Source organism: Williamsia sp. 1138 (assembly GCF_002095435.2).
GTDB lineage: Bacteria > Actinomycetota > Actinomycetes > Mycobacteriales > Mycobacteriaceae > Williamsia.
Genome location: NZ_MJEJ02000017.1, coordinates 1 through 20,078, shown reverse-complemented (window position 1 = coordinate 20,078; position 20,078 = coordinate 1). Strand labels below are relative to the sequence as shown.

At 64.8% G+C, this 20,078-nt stretch carries 22 protein-coding genes; 11 read left to right on the top strand and 11 right to left on the bottom strand.

Annotation, left to right across the window (positions count from 1 at the left end):
- Positions 1-80 precede the first annotated feature (80 nt).
- From BH683_RS01425 to BH683_RS01415, 3 genes are read left to right on the top strand one after another with little or no spacing between them, the layout of a single operon-like run.
- Positions 81-593: a DinB family protein gene (locus BH683_RS01425; RefSeq protein WP_084834484.1), complete on the top strand. Its 513-nt coding sequence runs from the start codon at positions 81-83 to the stop codon at positions 591-593.
- Between the two features lie 48 nt (positions 594-641).
- Positions 642-1,088, top strand: a complete 447-nt coding sequence (locus tag BH683_RS01420; RefSeq protein ID WP_084834483.1) for a MarR family transcriptional regulator — start codon at positions 642-644, stop codon at positions 1,086-1,088.
- Between the two features lie 26 nt (positions 1,089-1,114).
- Positions 1,115-1,537 (top strand): organic hydroperoxide resistance protein, encoded by a 423-nt coding sequence (locus BH683_RS01415; protein ID WP_084834502.1) that lies wholly within the window; start codon positions 1,115-1,117, stop codon positions 1,535-1,537.
- A 72-nt stretch (positions 1,538-1,609) separates the two neighbouring features.
- On the opposite strand, the gene BH683_RS01410 is transcribed toward BH683_RS01415, so the two are convergent.
- The 5 genes from BH683_RS01410 to BH683_RS01390 form a co-directional block, all read right to left on the bottom strand.
- Positions 1,610-1,894, bottom strand: coding sequence for a hypothetical protein (locus BH683_RS01410; RefSeq protein ID WP_084834501.1), 285 nt, complete (start codon positions 1,892-1,894; stop codon positions 1,610-1,612).
- A gap of 22 nt (positions 1,895-1,916) precedes the next feature.
- Entirely contained in the window at positions 1,917-2,642 is a 726-nt protein-coding gene (locus BH683_RS01405; protein WP_084834482.1) for an SIMPL domain-containing protein, read from the bottom strand.
- The gene (locus BH683_RS01400; RefSeq protein ID WP_084834481.1) at positions 2,636-3,559 is read right to left on the bottom strand and encodes a hypothetical protein; all 924 of its coding nucleotides are present in this window, start codon (positions 3,557-3,559) and stop codon (positions 2,636-2,638) included. The genes BH683_RS01405 and BH683_RS01400 overlap by 7 nt, the downstream gene beginning before the upstream one ends.
- 1 nt (position 3,560) lies before the next feature.
- Complete coding sequence (locus tag BH683_RS01395; protein ID WP_084834480.1) at positions 3,561-5,069, bottom strand: serine/threonine-protein kinase; 1,509 nt, start codon at positions 5,067-5,069, stop codon at positions 3,561-3,563.
- Between the two features lie 140 nt (positions 5,070-5,209).
- Positions 5,210-5,947 carry a TetR family transcriptional regulator gene (locus BH683_RS01390; RefSeq protein ID WP_246833135.1) on the bottom strand — a complete coding sequence of 246 codons (738 nt, stop codon included), beginning with the start codon at positions 5,945-5,947 and terminating at the stop codon, positions 5,210-5,212.
- A 126-nt stretch (positions 5,948-6,073) separates the two neighbouring features.
- Here BH683_RS01390 and BH683_RS01385 point away from each other — a divergent pair, with 126 nt between their 5' ends.
- The 5 genes from BH683_RS01385 to BH683_RS01365 all read left to right on the top strand — a co-directional run bounded on the left by BH683_RS01385 (position 6,074) and on the right by BH683_RS01365 (position 10,666).
- Positions 6,074-7,159, top strand: coding sequence for a ferredoxin reductase (locus BH683_RS01385; protein ID WP_084834478.1), 1,086 nt, complete (start codon positions 6,074-6,076; stop codon positions 7,157-7,159).
- 59 nt (positions 7,160-7,218) lie between these two features.
- Positions 7,219-8,334, top strand: coding sequence for an acyl-CoA desaturase (locus tag BH683_RS01380; RefSeq protein ID WP_084834477.1), 1,116 nt, complete (start codon positions 7,219-7,221; stop codon positions 8,332-8,334).
- 54 nt (positions 8,335-8,388) lie between these two features.
- A complete protein-coding gene (locus BH683_RS01375) occupies positions 8,389-8,586 on the top strand; it encodes a hypothetical protein (protein ID WP_084834476.1) in 198 nt (65 codons plus the stop codon).
- Complete coding sequence (locus tag BH683_RS01370; RefSeq protein ID WP_084834475.1) at positions 8,567-10,048, top strand: MFS transporter; 1,482 nt, start codon at positions 8,567-8,569, stop codon at positions 10,046-10,048. The genes BH683_RS01375 and BH683_RS01370 overlap by 20 nt, the downstream gene beginning before the upstream one ends.
- Before the next feature lie 117 nt (positions 10,049-10,165).
- Entirely contained in the window at positions 10,166-10,666 is a 501-nt protein-coding gene (locus BH683_RS01365) for a DUF4395 domain-containing protein (protein WP_084834474.1), read from the top strand.
- Here the strand turns inward: BH683_RS01365 and BH683_RS01360 are convergent.
- The 5 genes from BH683_RS01360 to BH683_RS01340 all read right to left on the bottom strand — a co-directional run bounded on the left by BH683_RS01360 (position 10,656) and on the right by BH683_RS01340 (position 14,814).
- The gene (locus tag BH683_RS01360; RefSeq protein WP_084834473.1) at positions 10,656-11,609 is read right to left on the bottom strand and encodes a Ppx/GppA phosphatase family protein; all 954 of its coding nucleotides are present in this window, start codon (positions 11,607-11,609) and stop codon (positions 10,656-10,658) included. The two genes, BH683_RS01365 and BH683_RS01360, sit on opposite strands and share 11 nt — an antisense overlap.
- Positions 11,606-12,142 (bottom strand): DUF501 domain-containing protein, encoded by a 537-nt coding sequence (locus tag BH683_RS01355; protein WP_084834472.1) that lies wholly within the window; start codon positions 12,140-12,142, stop codon positions 11,606-11,608. The genes BH683_RS01360 and BH683_RS01355 overlap by 4 nt, the downstream gene beginning before the upstream one ends.
- Complete coding sequence (locus BH683_RS01350) at positions 12,139-12,684, bottom strand: septum formation initiator family protein (RefSeq protein WP_084834471.1); 546 nt, start codon at positions 12,682-12,684, stop codon at positions 12,139-12,141. The genes BH683_RS01355 and BH683_RS01350 overlap by 4 nt, the downstream gene beginning before the upstream one ends.
- A gap of 33 nt (positions 12,685-12,717) precedes the next feature.
- On the bottom strand, positions 12,718-14,004 hold the full coding sequence (eno, locus tag BH683_RS01345) for a phosphopyruvate hydratase (RefSeq protein WP_084834470.1): 1,287 nt from the start codon (positions 14,002-14,004) through the stop codon (positions 12,718-12,720).
- Positions 14,005-14,130: 126 nt separating this feature from the next.
- Positions 14,131-14,814: a lytic murein transglycosylase gene (locus BH683_RS01340; RefSeq protein WP_084834500.1), complete on the bottom strand. Its 684-nt coding sequence runs from the start codon at positions 14,812-14,814 to the stop codon at positions 14,131-14,133.
- Between the two features lie 394 nt (positions 14,815-15,208).
- Between BH683_RS01340 and efeU the strand changes: the two genes are divergently transcribed.
- From efeU to efeB, 3 genes are read left to right on the top strand one after another with little or no spacing between them, the layout of a single operon-like run.
- Entirely contained in the window at positions 15,209-16,096 is an 888-nt protein-coding gene (efeU, locus tag BH683_RS01335) for an iron uptake transporter permease EfeU (protein WP_084834499.1), read from the top strand.
- A 31-nt stretch (positions 16,097-16,127) separates the two neighbouring features.
- A complete protein-coding gene (gene efeO, locus BH683_RS01330; RefSeq protein ID WP_084834469.1) occupies positions 16,128-17,348 on the top strand; it encodes an iron uptake system protein EfeO in 1,221 nt (406 codons plus the stop codon).
- A gap of 16 nt (positions 17,349-17,364) precedes the next feature.
- The gene (efeB, locus tag BH683_RS01325; RefSeq protein WP_084834468.1) at positions 17,365-18,699 is read left to right on the top strand and encodes an iron uptake transporter deferrochelatase/peroxidase subunit; all 1,335 of its coding nucleotides are present in this window, start codon (positions 17,365-17,367) and stop codon (positions 18,697-18,699) included.
- 73 nt (positions 18,700-18,772) lie between these two features.
- Here efeB and BH683_RS01320 read toward each other — a convergent pair whose 3' ends face one another.
- Positions 18,773-19,828: an IS110 family transposase gene (locus tag BH683_RS01320; RefSeq protein WP_084834247.1), complete on the bottom strand. Its 1,056-nt coding sequence runs from the start codon at positions 19,826-19,828 to the stop codon at positions 18,773-18,775.
- Between the last annotated feature and the right edge of the window lie 250 nt (positions 19,829-20,078).

Here is a 20,078-nt window from a genome sequence, read left to right as displayed (position 1 = left end):
ACCTGCGCACTGTTTGCCGGTCAGACGCGCGTACTGAGACCAGAAACGGGTACTCGGCAAACCCCAACGGAAGGAAACTCGTGAACGAGTCCGAGATCTTGGTCGATGCTTTCGCCCGGATACATGAAGTCGTCCATGCCACCGTCGACGAGCTGCCCCCTCCGGCGCTGACGTACCGCATCGATTCCGACGCCAACACGATCGGCTGGCTCATCTGGCACCTCACCCGAGTGCAGGATGACCACGTCGCAGGCGTCGCCGACTCCGAACAGGTGTGGACGGCTGCCGGGTGGGCAGAGCGCTTCGGGTTGCCGTTCGACGCCTCTGACATCGGGTATGGCCACTCATCAGCTGACGTCGCAGCCGTCGCTGCCGATCGCGAGTTGCTCCTCGGCTATCACGATGCCACTCACAAGCGAACAGTCGAATACCTGCGGTCGCTGTCCGGAGCGGATCTCGACGTTGTCGTCGACGAGAACTGGACGCCGGCGGTGACGCTTGGTGTGCGACTGATCAGCGTCATCTCCGATGACCTGCAACACGCAGGCCAGGCCGCCTACGTGGCCGGCGTCTACCAGCGATTGCAGGGCTGAACGACCGATAAGGTTGTGCACAACTGAATTGTGGGCTATGTTTTACGAGTGACCGCACTTCAACTCGATCGCCAACTGTGCTTCGCGCTGTACTCGGCATCGCGGGCCACCACCGCCGCATACCGCCCGCTGCTCGACCAGATCGGGCTCACCTACCCGCAGTACCTCGTACTGCTCGTGTTGTGGGAGGAGGAGCGGGTCACCGTCCGCAGACTGGGCGAGCGACTGCACCTCGATTCGGGCACGCTGTCGCCACTGCTCAAGCGACTCGAAGCCATCGGGTTCGTTCAGCGCCGCAGATCCGCCACCGACGAGCGGTCCGTCGAGGTGACGCTCACCGACTCCGGTCGCGAACTCGAATCCCAGGCACAGTGCATTCCCGAAAACCTTTTCGGTGCAAGCGGATTGAGTGTCTCCGAAATCGAGAGCCTCCGCGATGCGGTCCAGAGTCTGACCCAGGCCCTACGCGACGTCGGCACATCCGCCGACTCGTGAACAGTTCACAACGAAAGGCACATCCGATGAAAGCCATCTACACCGCCGAAGCACTGGCCACCGGCGAAGGCCGTGACGGCCACGCACGCACCTCCGACGGCAAGGTCGACCTCGATTTGTCGATCCCCAAGGAGATGGGCGGCAGCGGGGTCGGCACCAACCCCGAGCAGCTCTTCGCTGCCGGTTACGCGGCCTGCTTCCACTCGGCCCTTCGGATGGTCGCCGGACAAGACAAAGCAGACGTCACCGACTCGACAGTCGGTGCACGGGTGTCGATCGGCAGCCTGGACAACGGCGGCTTCGGCCTGGCCGTCGAGCTCGAGGTGGCCCTGCCGAATCTCGACCACGAGACCGCGCAGAAGCTGGCAGACAAGGCCCACGAAGTGTGCCCGTATTCCAACGCGACACGCGGCAACATCGACGTCAACGTGGTCGTCACCGACGACTGATCCGCAATTGAACACCGGCCCGCCCCAACACATCTTGTGGGGCGGGCCGTTCTCATCTACCGAAGGCGGATCTCATCTCCCGGCGGCCGTACGCACCTCGGCAACCAGCGCCTCGACGGCGGACTTGCCGGCCTCATCCACCGTGAGGCTCATGAACGCTGACATCGCCAGCAACACGTCGAACTGCGGAGGCTTCTTGGGCTTGCCGAGCAGCGACGTCTTTTCCTTGATGGTGCATTCACGGAACGTCGAGACCGGGTTGCGCGCAGCCTCGTCCTTGCCGTGATGGCGGTACTTCGCCACCGTCGCCCCGTCGAAGACAATGGACTCGCCGTTCATCCCCACGACTTCACTCATCATTCCCACCCCTCGTGATGTGTTACTTCAGTTGCCATTTCACCGTCACCGAGAAGCTGACCGTCTGCTGACCCGGTTCCAGGGGCACCGCACTGCTGTCCATCGCGGACCGTTCGCCCACCTGCACCTGTTGGCCCGAGGACGTCTCGTCGATGGTCAGCACCTTCCCCAACTCGTCGCCCGAGAGCCCGGCGTACTGATCGGCGCGATCGCGCGCGTCCTTGAAGGCCTTCTCGCGGGCGTTGACCACCAGATCGGAGTCGTCGTCGATGACAAACGAGACGTTGCTGATCCGCGTCGAGTTCCCTCCGGCCTCCACAGCGACTTCGAGTACGTTCGATGCCTTGGTCAGGTCGGTGATGTCGACCCGCAGCGAGTTGGTCGCCCGGTATCCCGAGATCTGGCTGGACCCGCCCGGCACCGGATTGGAGTAGTCCGGACTCAGAGTGACCTGCTGCGTCTGGATGTTCTCGCGGGGTACCCCGGCGTTCACCACTGCCTCGGTGATGGCCGCGATCTGCTGGTTGGCCGCGTTGACGGCCGTGGAAACGTCGTCGCCGGTGGTCTCGACGCCGAGGTCGGCACGCAGCGTATCCGGTGCCCCCTCGACCTGCCCGTTGCCGACGACGGTCACGGACCGTTGATTTCCCGGATCGGACGGCTCGCCGTCACCGCACGCCACGAGCCCCGCGATCACGACGACGGACCCGACGAGTGCGACGGCGGCCCTGCGCCCGCGACTCAACATCGCCCCGCAGGTAGCGCTTCGAGATTCTCCGTTATCCAGGCACCGACGTCGTCGAGGACGGCGGTCCCGTCCTCGAAGGTCCCGTTGTCCGGCGTCGTGGCCATCGTGACCACCACGTCTCCGGACTCGGCGGGGATCACGGCCATCTGGCGCACCAGGTAATTCCCCTCGGCATCGGGCTGCGGACCCCATCCACCTTTGACCGCGGTCCCCTCGATCGATTGGGCGCCCCATTGCTGGGTTCCCCCGACCTCACGCATCAGCTCCAGGATGCCCGCACTGTCGGGCATACACGGGAGCTGTGACGCGAACCGAGCCTGGTCGACCAGGCTCCATTCGGTCTGCCCGAAGGCGGTGAATCCGGCTCGAACCTTTTGTGACTGCACGATGGTGGTCGTGTCACCCGCGTCTCGAAGGACTTCGGTGACCGCGGCCGAGGCCTCGGTGGGCGTGCCCAACATCCCCCAGAGCCGTTCCGCCGCAGCGTTGTCGGAGTTCATGATGGCCAGGTTGATGTCGGGCTGCGCGACTGCCCCGACGTTGCGCAGGGCAGCCAGGGCCAGCGGGACCTTGATGGTCGACCAGGACACCTCGGTCGGAAGGTCACCGAACAGTTGGGCAGGCGTGGTCCCGTTGACAGGTCCGATGGCGATCCCGACGGAACCGGGTTGTTCGTTCAGCATCGCCTGCAGACTCTGCGTCAGCCGGCGGGAGAACCCGGGCACGTCGGAAGCGACCGCCGAGGTCCTCGTCGCCGGATCAGCCGACGGGTTCGGACTGGGCACCGTGACGGTGGTGGGCGACGTCGAGACTGATGCGGGCGGATCGTCCGAACCGGTGCACGCCGCCGCCGACAGGGCCACACACACGACGGCGGCGGCGAGCGCAGACGGCCGTGACGCCCGGGAACCTGTCACGTCAGAAAAGGTGAACAACAGCGTTTTCTCCGCCCGTGCAGGTGACCGCAGATCCGGCCGGCGTGCACATCATCACATAGGTCACACCCGTAACCGGGCTCGTCGCCAGGACCTGGCGCGGCTGCGCGGGCGCACCGCTCCCCGCATAGCTCACCCGGACTTCCTCTGCGAAAGCACAGCTCGTCACCGCTGAGCCGATGGCCGAACCTGAGAGGTTGCCGGCCGGGCCGTACACCGCCGGGCACGGCGTCGAGCCCGGCGGAGGGCCTGCCGCCGGTGCGGGTGCCGGGGCCTGGGTGTTCTGGACCTGACCACCTGCGGTTTCGGTCACGGTGCTGACCGCCACCGCCGGGTCGTCACCGGCCTCGTCCTTCGAGCCGACATACCAGATCAACAGGGCCGCGAGCCCACCGAGAGCGAGCACGATGAGGCCCACCAGCGCGGCGATGATCCCTTTCGACTGCGACCCTGCGCCGGGGCCGCCCTGCTGGGGTCCGGTGAAGTACGCCGGTTGCTGACCCGTACCGAAGTTCGGCGGTGGAGCAACCGGGCCGCTGTACATGGTCGGGTTGTATTGCGGGCCGGTACCCGGTGGTGCCATCCCGGCAACCGTCGGCGGAGCCTGCGGGAAGCCGCCGCCGGGAAATCCGGTCACAATCGTCTGCGGGGCAGGGATGTTCGCGCCGGTGAGTGCAGCCCTCGCCGCAGCGGCGAGCTGACCTGCGGTCTGGTAGCGATGTTCGGGCCGCTTCTCGAGGCCTTGCGCGATGACCTGATCGAACCCGACGGGAACCCCCGGTCGGACACGAGAGGGCTGCGGCGCCGGGTTCAGCACGTGCGCCTTGACCGCAGAACTGATCGTGTCGGCCTGGTGCGGCGTCGAACCGGTGAGACATTCGTGCAGTACGCAGGTCAGCGAGTACACGTCTGCCATCGGGGTGACGCGATCGTTGCCGAATCGCTCCGGCGCCATGTACCGGTACGACCCGATCGCCAGCCCCGCGACGGTCAGTTGCGATTCGTCGCCGGAGTGGGCGATCCCGAAGTCGACGAGGTACGCGAAGTCGCCTTCGGCCAGGATGATGTTCTCCGGCTTGATGTCCCGATGGATCAGCCCGTCGGCATGCGCGGCGTCGAGGGCTCCGGCCACCTGCTCGATGATCTTGACGGCGCGGGCGGGATCCATCGCGCCACCCTCGCGCAGTGCTGCCCGCAGGTCCTGGCCGGTCACGAGCCGCATGTCGATGTACAGGACGCCGTCGATCTCGCCCCAGTCGTGGATGGGTATGACGTGCGGTTCCTGTAGCCGCGCCGCCGCATGCGACTCCCGGCGAAAGCGCTCCTGATAGGTCGGGTCCTGCGCCAACTCGACGTTCAGAAGCTTGAGAGCGACGGTACGGTCCTTCGCCGTGTCGTAGGCGCGGTACACCTCACCCATCCCCCCGCGACCGATCAGGGCGTCGAGGCGATAGACCCCGAATTGAGTGCCCGTCCGCGAACCTTCGACCATCGGTTGCCTCCCAGCACCTGCGCGGCCGACTCTGGCCGCTCAAGGGAAACAATATTAATGGGGTACGACACCCCCACGCAGCCGTGTGGTCTGAACAGATGGCTCTGTCCCCTAGCCCGATTCACGAACGAGAAGCTCGATCACTCCTGGGACGGTTGCCAGCGCCCCATGCCGAGAAAGGCGATGACCAGCTGCTTTTCGGTTCGAAGGATGAGCTCGTCCTCTTCTCTGGTGTTTCGGCGGTCGAGTTCGACCAGCTCGGCGACCGCGTGGAGCATCACCGTGACGATGAGATCTCCGGCCACCTCCAGGTCGTCGGCGGGCCACTCGGCCAGGTCCGGGATCCGGGACAGGTCGATGGCCAGTTCGCGGGAGAACAGCTTGAGCTCGGTGTCGATCGCCCGGCGCACCTCACTGATCCCGCCGTATTGTTCGCGCACGAGGAAACGGAACTGCGCCTCGTTGGCGCGCGCCTGCCGCACCAGCACCGCCAGCGACTCCTTCGCGGTGGGCACGGCCGCCCGGGCCGCGAGATCACGCCTGCCGTCACGCAGCATGCGACGCAACGTCCGCATGGAGTCCTCGACCAGGGTGACCCCGACCTCCTCCATCGACGCGAAATGACGATAGAACGCGGTCGGGACGATCCCGGCGCGCTTGGTCACCTCCCGCAGGCTGATCGAGGAGAAGCTGCGCTCACCCACCAGCTCGAGGGTCTGATCGAGCAATGCCTGCCGGGTCCGGCTCTTCTGTTCGGCACGGGTGCGGGTCGAATCGTCGAGGCGCTCGACCGACGGTGAAGCACGCCGGGTACTGCGAGTACCCGAGCTGTGATGTTTTGACGTCCGCGACACGCAGGTCAGTGTACGTCTGTGCACCCGCCGGATTTCGGAGGCACCGCGCCGGACGTGATGGCGGTTACACATTGTTTCCTTGACTTGATGGGGTCAGGTGATGCCACACTGTCTGTGTACAGATGTGCACTGAAATGAAAGGACACACGGATGACCAAGTCACTTTCCGGATTCTTCGGTTCGGTGCTCGAAGCAGCCCTGACACCACACCCCGTCGACCGTTACCTCGAGCTCGTCGATCCACGCATCACCTGGACCGACCTGCGCGCCGAGGTGGTCGCCGTCGATCGCCGGTCCCCCCGCTCGGTCACGATGACCTTGCGCCCGACCCGGCAATGGACTGGCTTCGAAGCCGGCCAGTTTGTGCAGCTCAGCACCGTCATCAAGGGGGTGCGCCACAGCCGTTGCTACTCGCCGGCGAGCAGCGCGCACACCCCCGGCACCATCGAATTGACCCTCACCAGCCATGAAGACGGATTCGTCTCCAAGCACCTGCGCGAGAACATCAGGACGGGCCAGGTGCTGGGCCTGCAGCCCGCGACCGGCACCTTCACCCTTCCTGCCGAGCGCCCCGATTCCCTCCTGTTCATCAGCGGCGGCAGCGGCATTACACCCGTACTCTCAATGCTGAGAACACTTGTAGACGAGAACCATCGCGGCGACGTCACGTTCGTTCACTACACACGCAGCGCCGAGGACCACCCGTACGCATCCGAACTGGCGGACATCGCCGCGGCCCGTCCGGACTGGACGATCACCACCCACTTCACGAGACCGACCACCGAGTCGGACACCGGGGGCCACTTCCGGCCCGATCACCTCGCCGGCCTCGACCTGGCCGCGTCACAGGTGTTCCTCTGCGGACCACCCGCCCTGCATGAATCGGTCTCCGACCATCTCGCCGGCCTCGGCGCGGAATCGAACCTGCACACCGAGCAATTCGTACTCGTCACGCCGGCAGACGTCGACGACGACGCTCCGGCGCAGGGCCGGCTCAGCTTCGCCGCGAGCGGCACCGAAGCGCAGAACAACGGCGATTCGATACTCGAACAGGCCGAGAATGCCGGTCTGACACCAGAGTTCGGGTGCCGTATGGGGATCTGTTTCTCCTGCAGCGCCGTCAAGAAGTCCGGCCTGACGAAGAACATCCTCACCGGCGAGACCGACACGGAGTCCGACAAACACATCCAGCTGTGCATCAGCAAGCCCGTCGGCGACTGCGTCATCGACATCTGACGGTCATCACGTACTGAGTTCAGCCCCCGCACCACCCGACAGCTATCCAAGGAGTCACCATGACAACCACGGAACTAGTCCTCACCGAAGACCAGGTCGACGAGCTCGGCCGGGAGCTCGATGCCCTCAAGGCCCGCGTTGTCGCCGACCTCGGCGACAAGGACCGCGACTACATCTACTCGATCATCAAAGCGCAGCGCACCCTCGAGGTCGCGGGCCGCGCCCTCATGTACTTCCCGTTCATCCCGCCCGCCTGGCTGGCCGGCGTCGGCGCATTGAGCGTGTCGAAGATCCTCGACAACATGGAAATCGGTCACAACGTCATGCACGGCCAATACGACTGGATGCGTGAGCCGAGCCTGAACTCTCGCGAGTTCGAATGGGACACAGTCTGTCCTGCCGATCAATGGCGTCACAGCCACAATTACATGCACCACACCTTCACCAACATCGTCGGCCAAGACCGCGACATCGGGTACGGCATCCTGCGCATGGACCGTGACCAGTCCTGGAACCCCTACTACCTGGGCAACCTCGTCTACGCCAGCGCACTGATGATCCTGTTCGAGTGGGGCGTGATGCTCCACGACCTCGAGGCCGAGAACATCGTCCAGGGCAAGCGCAAGTGGACCGACGTCAAAGGCCTGGTCAAGGGAATGTGGCGCAAGGCCAGCCGACAGGTACTCAAGGACTACGTCGTGTATCCGGCGCTCACCGGCCCGTTCTTCGTCACCACCCTCGTCGGCAACGCCAGTGCGAACCTCGTGCGGAACCTGTGGACGTTCTCGATCATCTTCTGCGGCCACTTCCCTTCCGGGGTACAGACTTTCACCCAGGAAGAAACCGCGAACGAGACCCGCGGTCAGTGGTACCTGCGTCAGATGCTCGGTTCGGCCAACATCACCGGAACGCCCTTGTTCCACATCATGAGCGGAAACCTGTCGCATCAGATCGAACACCACCTGTTCCCTGACATTCCGGCCAACCGCTACCCGGAAATCTCAGGTGAGGTCAAGGCACTGTGCGAACGGTATGGATTGCCTTACAACACCGGCAGTTTCAGTCACCAGATCGGTTCGACATGGCGCAAGATCGCGCGCCTGTCACTGCCCAATTCCTGGGTGGCCGATGACGCACAGTTCAGTGTTAAGGTCGAGTCGAAAGTTGCCGCCTAGCGGGCCACTCGGGGGGCCTGAGGTCTTGTTGCGGCAGCGGAACGGAAGGCTCACATGGTCTCGCAGTTCGAGCGGAACAAGGACATCGCCCAGGAGTTGATCGAGTCGACCGCCCACCGCGTGGGGCGGATCGCCTCGATCATCACCGGGGCCGTCATCGACGTCACCCACGAGATCGGTGACCTCATCAGCGACGGAATCGAGATGCGCGACGCTGCACGCAGGGCTCGCGATGACAACCACGACGTTTAAGCGCCGCAACCTGGCGATGGCGATTCTCGCCTTCGCCATGTTCATGGATCTGATGGACGTGACGATCGTCAACGTCGCGATCCCGTCCATCCGCGACGATCTCGGCGCCAGCCCGGCCCAGATCGAATGGCTGGTCGGTGGTTATGTGCTGGCGTTTGCCGGCGTCCTGATCACTGCCGGACGTCTCGGCGACCGGTACGGCAGGCAACGGATCTTCCTGATCGGCATCATCGGTTTCACGTTGGCGTCGGTGCTGGCGTCGACGGCGCAGACCGGCAGTATCCTTGTCGCCTCCCGCGTGCTCCAAGGATTCTTCGCGGGACTGATGGTGCCCCAGGTGCTCGCCAACGTGCAGGTTCTGTACCGCCCGAAGGAACGTGCACCGGTGTTCGCGATCCTCGGCGTCATCACGGCGATGGCCGCGGTGATCGGTCCGGTGCTGGGCGGTTGGCTGGTCACCAACAACCCCATCGGGGGCGAGTGGCGGTCCATCTTCTTCATCAACGTCCCGATCGGCATCATCATCGCCGTCGCCGGGTACTTCCTCGTTCCCAACACCAAGTCCGAGAAGGTCACCGATCTCGACATCGTCGGGGTGGTGCTGGCCGTGGGTGGCGTGTTGCTCCTGGTCTACCCGCTGGTGGAGGGGCGTCAGCTCGGTTGGCCGGCGTGGTCCTTCGTGATGATGGCGCTCTCACCGGTCGCATTGACGGCATTCGTCTACCAGCAGAAGCGCCGCACCGCCGAGGGCAGCGCATTGATACCGCTCCGGCTTTTCGGTAACCGCGGATTCGTCGGCGGGTCGGCGATCCAGTTCCTCTTCCAGGGCTCGATCACCTCGTTCTTCCTGATCCTCGCCATCTATGTGCAGGTGGGCCTGAACTTCGAGGCCATCACGGCCGGCGCGATGACGTTGCCGTTCAGCGTCGGCGCAGTCATCGCCGCCGGGGTTGCAGCAGGGCTGACGACCAAACTGGGGCGCATCCTGCCGCTGGTCGGCGCGGTGATGATGAGCGCGGGCACGGCATGGACGATTCAGGTCATCCGGTCGTCGGACGCGGCCTTCTCCAGTTGGGACACGGTTGTCCCCATGGCGCTTGCCGGGCTCGGTCTGACCACCATGCTCGTGCCGCTGTTGGACATCGCGCTCTCGACCGTCGACGTCAACGACTCCGGTGCGGCGTCGGGCACCCTGAATACGTTCGCCCAGGTCGGCGGAGCGGTCGGGGTCGCGGTCACCGGCGTGCTGTTCTTCGGTGAGGCCGGCCGGTACACGCAGCCCGAACTCTTGCATGCACTCTCTGTCGCGGCGTGGGTGCCGATCACCGGCTACGCGCTGTGCGCACTGGCGAGTTTCCTGCTCCCGGGTCTCGGTGCTGTCCGCAAGCATGCCGAAGAACAGGAACGCATCGCCGATATAGAAGAGGCGAGGCTCGCCACGCAAGCCCCCGCAGCCCCATGATGGGTCGTTCTGGCGAGCATCTCCCCAGGTGGACGTCGCCAGAAGGCCCCACGATCGGTTTGAGGCGGGCTGGGTCCAAAGGTTGGGAACAAGGGTTCCGATGAGTAGCGTGAGTGTGTGCTGACTTTTCCGAACCCGGTCAACGAGTACGCTGCCCGATCCACCGCGGGCCTCGTCGTTCTCTTGGCCATCGTCGCGATCGTCGTGAACCACCCGATCGCCTATGCCCTGCTGGCCATCGGATTCGCGCTGCGGGTGGCGTCCGGACCGACCCTGTCGCCCTTCGGCCAGCTGTCGGTGCGCGTGATCGTGCCGTACGTGATCAAGAAGACCAAGCTCGTGCCGGGACCGCCGAAGCGATTCGCCCAGACGATCGGGCTGGTCGTCAGCGGGACCGCATTGATACTCTCGCTGCTCGGCTATGGTCTGGGCGCCCAGATTGCCACCGGCATCCTGATCGTCGCGGCCCTGCTCGAGTCCGTGCTCGGATTCTGCTTGGGCTGCACCATCTTCGGTTACCTGCAGCGATGGGGAATCATCCCGGACAGTGTGTGCGAGGCATGCAACAACATCTCACTGCGGAGTCCGGAGACCCGTGGTGAACAGGTCAGTCGCTGACCAGTAGCGACAAGGCTATTCCGTCGAGGATGTCGTGCTCCGAGACGACCAACTCGGTGATCGACGTCTTCTCCGCGACGATTCGAGCCAGTTCCAGGGTGACCAGCGAGCCTCCGCCGATGACGTCGACGCGCCCCTCGTGCATGGGCCCGAGTGCCGCCCGCTCGCTGCGCGACATCCGGACCAGACGCCAGCAGACGTCCGACAGAGATCGGAAGTCGACACGTGAGAGATGGATCTGCTCAGGGTCGTACACGGGAAGGTCCGTGGCCAGGGCGGCCAAAGTGGTCATGGTGCCTGCGACCCCGACAAACGTGCGTACGCCGTCGACCGATACCCGAGAGAAGGCGTCGCCCAGAAGCTCCTCGATGACCGATCGTGCGGCCGAGATCTCCTCGTCGGTCGGCGGATCGCTGTGCAGGCATCGTTCGGTGAGGCGTACACAGCCGATGTTCGCCGAATATGCCGCGTGCACACCGTCGGAGTCCCCGACGACCACCTCGGTGGAGCCCCCACCGAGATCTACCACCACAAACGGCCCCTGCGCCGGGTCCAGGTCGCCGACGGCACCGGCAAACGAGAGCCGTGCCTCCTCATCACCGGTGATCACTTCGGCAACGCTTCCCGGTACAACCTGTCCCAACAGATCGCGGGTCATCGCAAAGAAGTCGTCGCGATTGGAGGCATCGCGGGACGCCGACGTCGCCACCATCCGTACCGCGCCGACCCCATGTTGCTTCATCGTTGCCACATAGTCGGTCAGGGCCACGCGAGTGCGCTCGATCGCCTCGTCGGCGAAGGAGCCGGTGGCATCGACACCTTGACCGAGTCGTACCACTCGCATCTCCCGATGCAGATCCACGAGCCCGCCGTCACCTGCACGCGCGACGAGAAGCCTGATCGAGTTGGTACCGCAGTCCACGGCTGCGACGATCTCCGTCATTCGGTCGGCGTCCGCACCGGCGGCCAGTCCGCGGGGATGGCCGTCCCGCGGAGGCCGGCCTCCGCGGCCAGGGAAACCGCTTCATCGCCGAGAGGGTTCACTCCTGGGCCTTTCGCCAGCGAGTGCGCGATCAGAACATGCAGACACTTGACCCGATCAGGCATGCCGCCACCGGTGAAGTCGGTGCCGAGTTCTTCGATGGCGTCGCGTTCGGCCAGGTACGACTCGTGCGCCCGTCGATAGTGCGCCGCGAGGTCAGGATCTTCGAGGAGACGGGCACTCATCTCCCGCATGACCCCACCTGATTCCTGACGGCTGGCCTCCGCGGTGAGCCGTGGATCAGTCAGATAGAACAGCGTCGGGAACGGCGTGCCGTCCGGCAGCCGCGGCGCGGTCTTGACAACAGCGGGCTGCCCGTCGGGTGTGCGGAAGGCGATCTCGAGCACCCCACGCGGGACGCGACCCAGCTGCCCTGCCACCACATCCAGATCATCCTGCGAGACAGCAGAGTTCGGTTCGGAAGCAGACATCATTTCTCGGGTGCCGATACCGAATTCCACAGATTGGTGTACCAGGGGTTACCGGCCTGCTTCTCTGCTTTGCGCTCTTCGTCCGACTTTGCCGGCGGAACGGGGTACTGCATCAACAACGGCTTCTCCCCTGGCATCACGAACTGCAGGCGCTCACGGGCCTGCGCCTCGATGTACGCCGGATCGTTCTGTTCGGCGACCTTCTCCTCGTAGTCACGCACCTCGCTCTGGAGTTGCGCGTTACTCGAACGGAGTTCGTCGAACTCGGTCTGCTGCGAGAAATAGGTACGCATCGGAACGGCGAGAGTCAGCGCCAGCAGGCTCAGCACCGCAGCCAACACGACGGCTCGTTTGGGGTTGATGCTCTCCCACCGCGACGACAGCGACGCCGCGCCACGCGGCAGGGTGAGCGATGGCGTGACCCGGTCGCGCACCGTCGCGCGCGACCGAGACGGGCCACCCCGTGCAGCTCTGCGTGAGGTGGTCCGAGTCGGACCCTTGCCGACGTCGGCAGGACTGCGCCTCCGATTCGACCTTTCAGCCATCACTCATCTGTCCACCGGTCCGTCGTCGTCCGCTCAGCCCTCGAAGGAGAACCGGGGGAAGGCCAGGTCACCCGCGTAGCGAGCGGCGTCTCCAAGACCCTCTTCGATGCGAAGCAGCTGGTTGTACTTGGCAACTCGCTCGCTGCGGGCGGGAGCGCCGGTCTTGATCTGTCCGCAACCACACGCCACGGCGAGGTCCGCGATGGTGGTGTCCTCGGTCTCTCCCGACCGGTGGCTCATCATCGTCTTGTAGCCGTTGTTGTGCGCCAGCGCCACCGCGTCCAGGGTCTCGGTGAGGGTGCCGATCTGGTTGACCTTCACCAGCAGCGCGTTTGCGGCGCCGCGGTTGATGCCGTCTTCCAGACGCTCGGGATTGGTGACGAAGAGATCGTCGCCGACGAGCTGCACCTTGTCGCCGATGGCCTCGGTGAGCGCCACCCAGCCATCCCAATCATCTTCGGAGAGAGGATCTTCGATCGATACGAGCGGGAACTCGTTCAGGAGCTCTTCGTAGAAGGCCGCCATCTCCGCAGCGGTGCGATTGGTGCCCTCGAACGCGTAACCGGTTCCCTCGGTGTGGAACTCGGTGGCCGCGACGTCGAGGGCAAGGGCGATATCGGTGCCCAGCTTGAGGCCGGTCTTACCGATCGCCTCGCTGATGAGCTCGAGCGCCGCCTTGGTACCCGCGATGTCCGGGGCGAAGCCGCCCTCGTCACCCAGACCGGTCGAGAGCCCTTTGGCCTTGAGAACCGACTTGAGTGAGTGGTAGACCTCGGCGCCCCAGCGGAGCGACTCCTTGAACGTCGACGCACCGATCGGAGCGACCATGAACTCCTGCACGTCCACGCCGGTGTCGGCGTGCGCGCCGCCGTTCACGATGTTCATCATCGGCACGGGCAGGATATGGGCATTCGGTCCGCCGATGTAGCGGAAGAGCGGCAGGCCCGCCGACTCGGCAGCACCCTTGGCAACCGCGAGGGAAACACCGAGGAGCGCATTGGCGCCGAGGCGCGACTTGTCTGGGGTGCCGTCCAGGTCGAGGAGAGCCTGATCGACGAGACGCTGATCGTCCGCCTCGATTCCGATCACGGCAGGCGCGATCTCACCGAGCACGGCTTCGACCGCCTTGGTGACACCCTTGCCGCCGTAGCGTTCCCCACCGTCTCGGAGTTCGACCGCCTCGTGTTCACCGGTCGACGCGCCGGAGGGCACGGCCGCACGGGTGAACGTGCCGTCGTCGAGCACCACCTCGACCTCGACTGTTGGGTTGCCCCGCGAATCGAGGATCTCGCGCGCTCCGACCTGATCGATGCTGGCCACGGCATAACTCCTTCGGGTCTCGAACTCACCGCCGACGACGCAGGGGTCTCGGCTTATCGCTACAGAGCCTAATGCCCAACACTGGCGGACACTGACTGACGCACCGGTAGAGCCTTCAGTTAACGATCAGTAGGCCACATTGACCGAGTAGGCATTGGCGTGATCTCGGACGTCCAAGACGTACTGCATCGAGTTGTTGTAGACCTTCACGGCGTCTTCCCATCCCTGCGGCGTGGTCAGGTCGCCTCCGGACACGCACAGGTACCGAGCGGCCGACAGCGCGGCATCGTCGATGTTGTCCATGTCGGCGCGGCCGTCACCGTTGGCGTCGACCCCGTATCGCTCCCAGGTGGTGGGGATGAACTGGAACGGACCCATGGCGCGGTCGAGCTGGTCGTCGCCGTCGAGGGTTCCGGAGTCCGTGTCGGCGATGTGGGCGTTCCCGGAGGTGCCGTCCAGGGGTACTCCGCGGATCTCGGGCGAGACGTCGCCGTTTGCCGCGATCTGCGACCCGCGATACGTCCCGTGCTTGCTCTCGACCCCCGCGATGCCCGCCAGAGTGGTCCACGAGATGCCGCATTCGGGGTGCTGCTGTCGCTGTATCTCCGCCGCGTTGCCGTAAGCCTGGAGCGAGACCAACGGGATCTTCGTCTGTTCGGCGATCGGGGTCGCCCAGTCCCGCAACAGCTCTGCGGTCCGGCCGGGGGTGTTGATGTCGAAGTACGGGACCGGCGCGCCGGGGCTGGGAGGAATACCATCGGGGATGGCGACGTCCGGCTTCGACGGCAGGTCGAGGCAACTCGTGGTCATCAGCGCCGCCGACGCCACCGCGATCGCACCGGCGACCCGGCCGAAGACGGAACTCCTACGACCGGCCCGCCCGCCCCGCACTACTGTCGCCACCTTGTTCCTCACCGTCTGCACACCTGGAGTACTTCATCTCACGCATTCGACCACCCGATGTGGTCCCGTTCCACTGTGCCTGATCGACACGTCGATCACGGGTATCAAATCGCGGGCCCCGTCAGACCTGAGCCCGGGCCAAATGTCCGTTATGTACGAATTCGCAGGTCAGCGCGAAAATTGGACATTGCTCTCTTTAGGGACCAACTCTCCGGCCCCGGTTTTGGTTCCCCTATTTGCGCGCTACGATCGCTCGGTTAGGCAATGCGACCCTAACGATCCCTAGAGGAGCTGACTTTTGTTGAACATAGCTGCGGGCAGCTCCGGGCCTTCGGTCGCGACCCAGCTCTTCGGGAGTGGCCTCATCGGCGTCCGCGAGGGCCTCGAGGCCGGCATCGTGGTGATGATCCTGGTCGCGTTTCTCGTGAAGTCTGATCGACGTGACGCACTGAAGTGGGTATGGGTAGGGGTCGGCGCCGCGATCGCGATGGTGTTGATCATCTTCGCGGTGATCCACTACGGAACCTCCACCGTCACCGGGTTGACCGCAGAGGCGATCGCCGGGGTCTCGTCGCTCGCCGCCGTGGTGATCGTGACCTTCATGGTGTTGTGGATGAAGCGTGCGGCCGCCTCCATCTCCGGCGAGCTGAAGGAATCGATGGCCCGGGCCCTGGAAGTCGGTTCCGGCGCAGTGGTGCTGCTCTCGTTCCTGGCGGTGGGTCGCGAGGGCGTCGAGACCGCACTGCTGATGGTCGGTTACGCCGAGAACACCTCGGGCAGCAGCTGGCCTCTGGTCGGGTTGATACTCGGCGTGCTGATCGCCGTCGTCCTGACAGTCCTGCTCTACCAGGGAACCGTCCGGATCAACTTCCAGAAGTTCTTCACCTACACCGGGGTTTTCCTGGTGTTCGTCGCCGCCGGCATGCTGGCCTACGCCATTCGCGCCCTGCAGACCGTCGGCTGGTTGCCCGGCCTGTCGAACACAGCGTTCGACCTGACGTCCTGGTACGACCAATCCTCGTGGTACGGAACAATTTTTGCCGGGATCTTCAACTTCCGTCCCGATCCCACCGTCTTGCAGGTGGTCGGATGGGCGACCTATCTCATCGTGGTCATGACCGCGTTCCTGTGGCCGCGACGTACGAAGCCCGCGCCGGCCCAACCAACCCCCACCTCGGCCGTCGCCTAGCTCCGGTCATCTACGAAAGGCAGCACTCCCCATGAAACGAACCCGATCCACGAAGGTCGTGGCACTGATGTGCGCGGCGGTCGCCGGTCCGCTCGTCCTGGCGGCCTGTACCGACAAGACCGAGGCCTCCGAAGGCGATATCGCGGTGAGCACCACCGACGACAGCTGCGATCTCGCGAGCACCGACGCCGAGACCGGCAACGTCTCGTTCAACGTCACCAACAACGGCGACAAGGTCACCGAGTTCTACGTGTACGGCAACAACAACCGGGTGCTCGGCGAGGTCGAGAACATCGGCCCAGGCCTGACCGGCAAGCTCACCGTGGAGATCGTCGAGCCCGGAAAGTACGAGACCGCCTGCAAGCCGGGCATGGTCGGTACCGGCATCCGCACCGAACTCAACGTCACAGGTGAGACCAAGGAGAAGGCGAAGGCTCCCGCGGACGTCGAGCAGGCCAAGGCTTCGTACCTCGACTACGTCCGTGGCCAGGTCAACGGGTTGGCGGCGCAGACCGCGACGTTCACCGCCGCGGTGAAGGCAGGCGACCTCGAAGCCGCCAAGAACCAGTTCGGCCTGACCCGTACGTTCTACGAACGCATCGAGCCGGTGGCGGAGTCGTTCCCCGATCTCGACCCCGCGATCGACATGCGTTGGGACGACACCGAAGACGGTGCGCAGCCGTTCACCGGCTTTCATCGTCTCGAGCGATTCCTGTGGGCTCCGCAGCAGGCCGACATCGGTGACAACCCAGGCGACGTGACCCAGGCCGACTTCGACAACGCGATCGCGACCGACAACAAAGCCGAAGCCGACAAGGCTGCGGATGCATTGCTGGCCAACGTCAACACCCTGAAGGAAGAAGTCGACAAGACCGACTTCACCTTCGAGACCGGTTCGTTCGTCAAGGGTCCCCAGGCGCTCATCGACGAGGTCGCAGCCACCAAGGTCGGCGGCGAGGAAGACCGCTACAGCCACACCGATCTGTGGGACTTCGCGGCCAACGTCGACGGCTCCGAAACCCTCATCGCGGCGATGCAGCCGATCATCTCTGCCAAGAATCCCGAGCTCATGGACAAGATCACGGCTCAGTTCGCGGCGGTCCGCACCTCGATCGAGCAATACCAGACCGCAGACGGCTTCCAGTCGTACGACCAGGTACCCGAAGAAGCCCGCAAGACCTTCTCCGATCAGATCGATGCGCTCTCGCAGAGCCTGAGCCTCGTCCCCGGATTGGTGATGGGCCAGTCGTGACCCGGGCAGCGCATTCATGACCGAACCCGAAGGCGACCCGATCGACGAGACGACGTCATCAGGCACCGAGCACCGCACAGGCGTGAGCCGCCGTGTGGTGCTCGGCGCCGCCGGGGTCGGGGCGGTCGCTGCCGCCGCGGCAGGTGGTGTTGTGGTGGGTCGCTCGACCGCAGCCGAATCGGTGGCCGACGCAGACGCGCACGTCGTCCCCTTCTTCGGCCGGCGCCAGGCAGGGATCATCACCGAGGCGCAGGACCGGCTGCATTTCGCGTCGTTCGACGTGATCACCGACGACCGCGACGAGCTGATCGACATGCTCAAACGGTGGACCGCCGCGGCCGAACGAATGACACGGGGCCTGGACACCGTCGAAGGCGGCGCCCTCGACCTGGGTGACTACACGCCTCCGGCCGACACCGGTGAGGCGCTGGGTCTTTCGGCCGCTTCGCTGACGTTGACCATCGGCTTCGGACCGGGGTTGTTCGGACCGAGCGCCGCCAACCCGACCGGCGTCGACCGCTTCGGTCTCGCCGACCGGAAGCCTGCTGCACTCCAGGATCTGCCGGCCTTCGTCGCCGACGCGATCGAACGTCCGCGAAGCTTCGGTGACATCGGCGTCCAGGCCTGCTCCGACGACCCCCAGGTCGCGGTACACGCGATCCGGAATCTTGCTCGCATGGGTTTCGGAGTGGTCAGCGTGCGGTGGTCACAGCTCGGGTTCGGGCGCACGTCGTCGACGACAACGGCGCAGGCAACACCGCGAAACATGTTCGGCTTCAAAGACGGAACCGCGAACATCAAAGCCAGTGACACGGCGGCACTCGACCAGCACGTCTGGGTCGCAGACTCCGACAATCCGCCGGGCGCACAGTGGATGACCGGTGGCACCTACCTCGTGGCCCGTCGCATCCGGATGGACATCGAACCATGGGACCGGGCGATGCTGCTGGAGCAGGAACAGATCGTCGGACGGTTCAAAGGCAACGGCGCCCCGCTGGGCAAGGTCGACGAGTTCGACGACCCGGACTTCAACATCGGCGATGGCACCGGGCCGTTGATAGCACGCAATGCCCATGTGCGCCTGGCTCATCCGGACAATCTGAACGGCGTCCGGATCCTGCGGCGCGGCTACAACTTCACAGACGGATCAGACGGCTTCGGTCACCTCGATGCCGGCCTGTTCTTCATCGCCTATTGCCGCGACGCGCACACCCAGTTCGTCCCGATGCAGCGGGCGCTGGCGAGCAAGGACGCCATGATGGAGTACCTCATGCACACCGGCACCGCGTTGTTCGCCTGTCCCCCGGGCCTGCAAGAAGGCGAATACTGGGGTCAGCATCTCTTCGAATGACCCCCGACCCCCGATGATGGGTTGTTTTGGCGACCGAAAGCCCAGGTGGGCTCCGCCAAAAGTTGCTCCTATGTCAAGCGGCGGCTTGTTCGGTCGGTGCGGGGTGCGTGTGGGCGTCGGTGGTGAGTCGTTGGTAGACGGTGCGGATGAGTCGTCGTCGCAGGCACCGTAGGGCTGAAGTTTTGGTGTCGTTGGCGGCGAGGCGGTTGCGGTAGTAGGTGTAGCCGTCGGAGTCTTCGAGGCGGATTTGGGTCAGGGCGATGCGGTGCAGTGCGGTATTGAGCTGTCGGTTGCCGTGTCGGGGTAGTCGCACGCGGCCGGCGCTGTTGCCGGACCAGACGGGGATGGGTGCTGTGCCGGCGTAGCTGGCGTAGGCGTCGGCGGAGCGGAAGCGGGAGATGCCGGCGGTTTCGCCGACGATTTTGCCGGCGGTCAGTTCGGCACAGCCGGGCAACTCGAGCAAGGTCGGCACCAGTTGGCGTACTCGCTTGCCGATCTCGGTGGCGAGCTTGTTGATCCGGGCTGTCAGCGAGATGATGTCGTCGAGTTCCGCGCGGGCGATGTCGGCGAGGAGGCTGGTGTGGTTCGCGAGATGGGTGGCGAGTATTTTTTGGTGCTTGTTCATGCTCAGCGACCGGGGTTTGGGAGCGTAGGCGGGATTGATCTCATGGACCCGCCACAGCAGTCGGTTGATTGACGCAGTGCGTTGGGCGACAGCGACTTCCCGGTAGTCGACGAGGAGCCGTAACTCGCGGGATTGGGGGTCGGCGCCAGCGGCGGGCAGGTCCGGTTCGCGTAGTACCGCTCGCGCCACGGCCAGGGCGTCGATGGGATCTGACTTGCCGCGGGTGCGAGCGCTGGAGCGGGCTTGGGCCATCAACTTGGTGGGTACGCGCACCGCGGTCTGGCCGGCGCCGAGCAGGTCGCGCTCGAGGCGGGTCGACATCTGCCGGCAGTCCTCGATACCCCACACCAGATCGCCACCGAACTCGGTGAGTGCCCAGTTGATCGCTGTGTGGTGCCCTTCGGTGGTGGCCGCAGAGGTGAGGTGGCCTAGCTTCTTGCCGACGGAATCGACGGCGACGAATGTGTGAGTGGACTTGTGTACATCGACTCCAACAACAACCATGGTGGTTGCCTCCTGATTCAGAAACAGGGACAGGGACGGTTGGGCCGGCCGGTGGGCAATCCTCAGTTGGGGGCGGTGCCACGCTCCTATCAAGCCACATCGGTCGGTCCATCACACCTGGTGTTGGCACAACTTTTGGAGACCAGACCTCACCCTTTGATGGTGATGCCGGTAGGCCCATCAAGAGCCAAACACCAGGTGATCAGGACCCAACCACCGCCAGAGCGGCAACACAAGAGTCACACTGAGG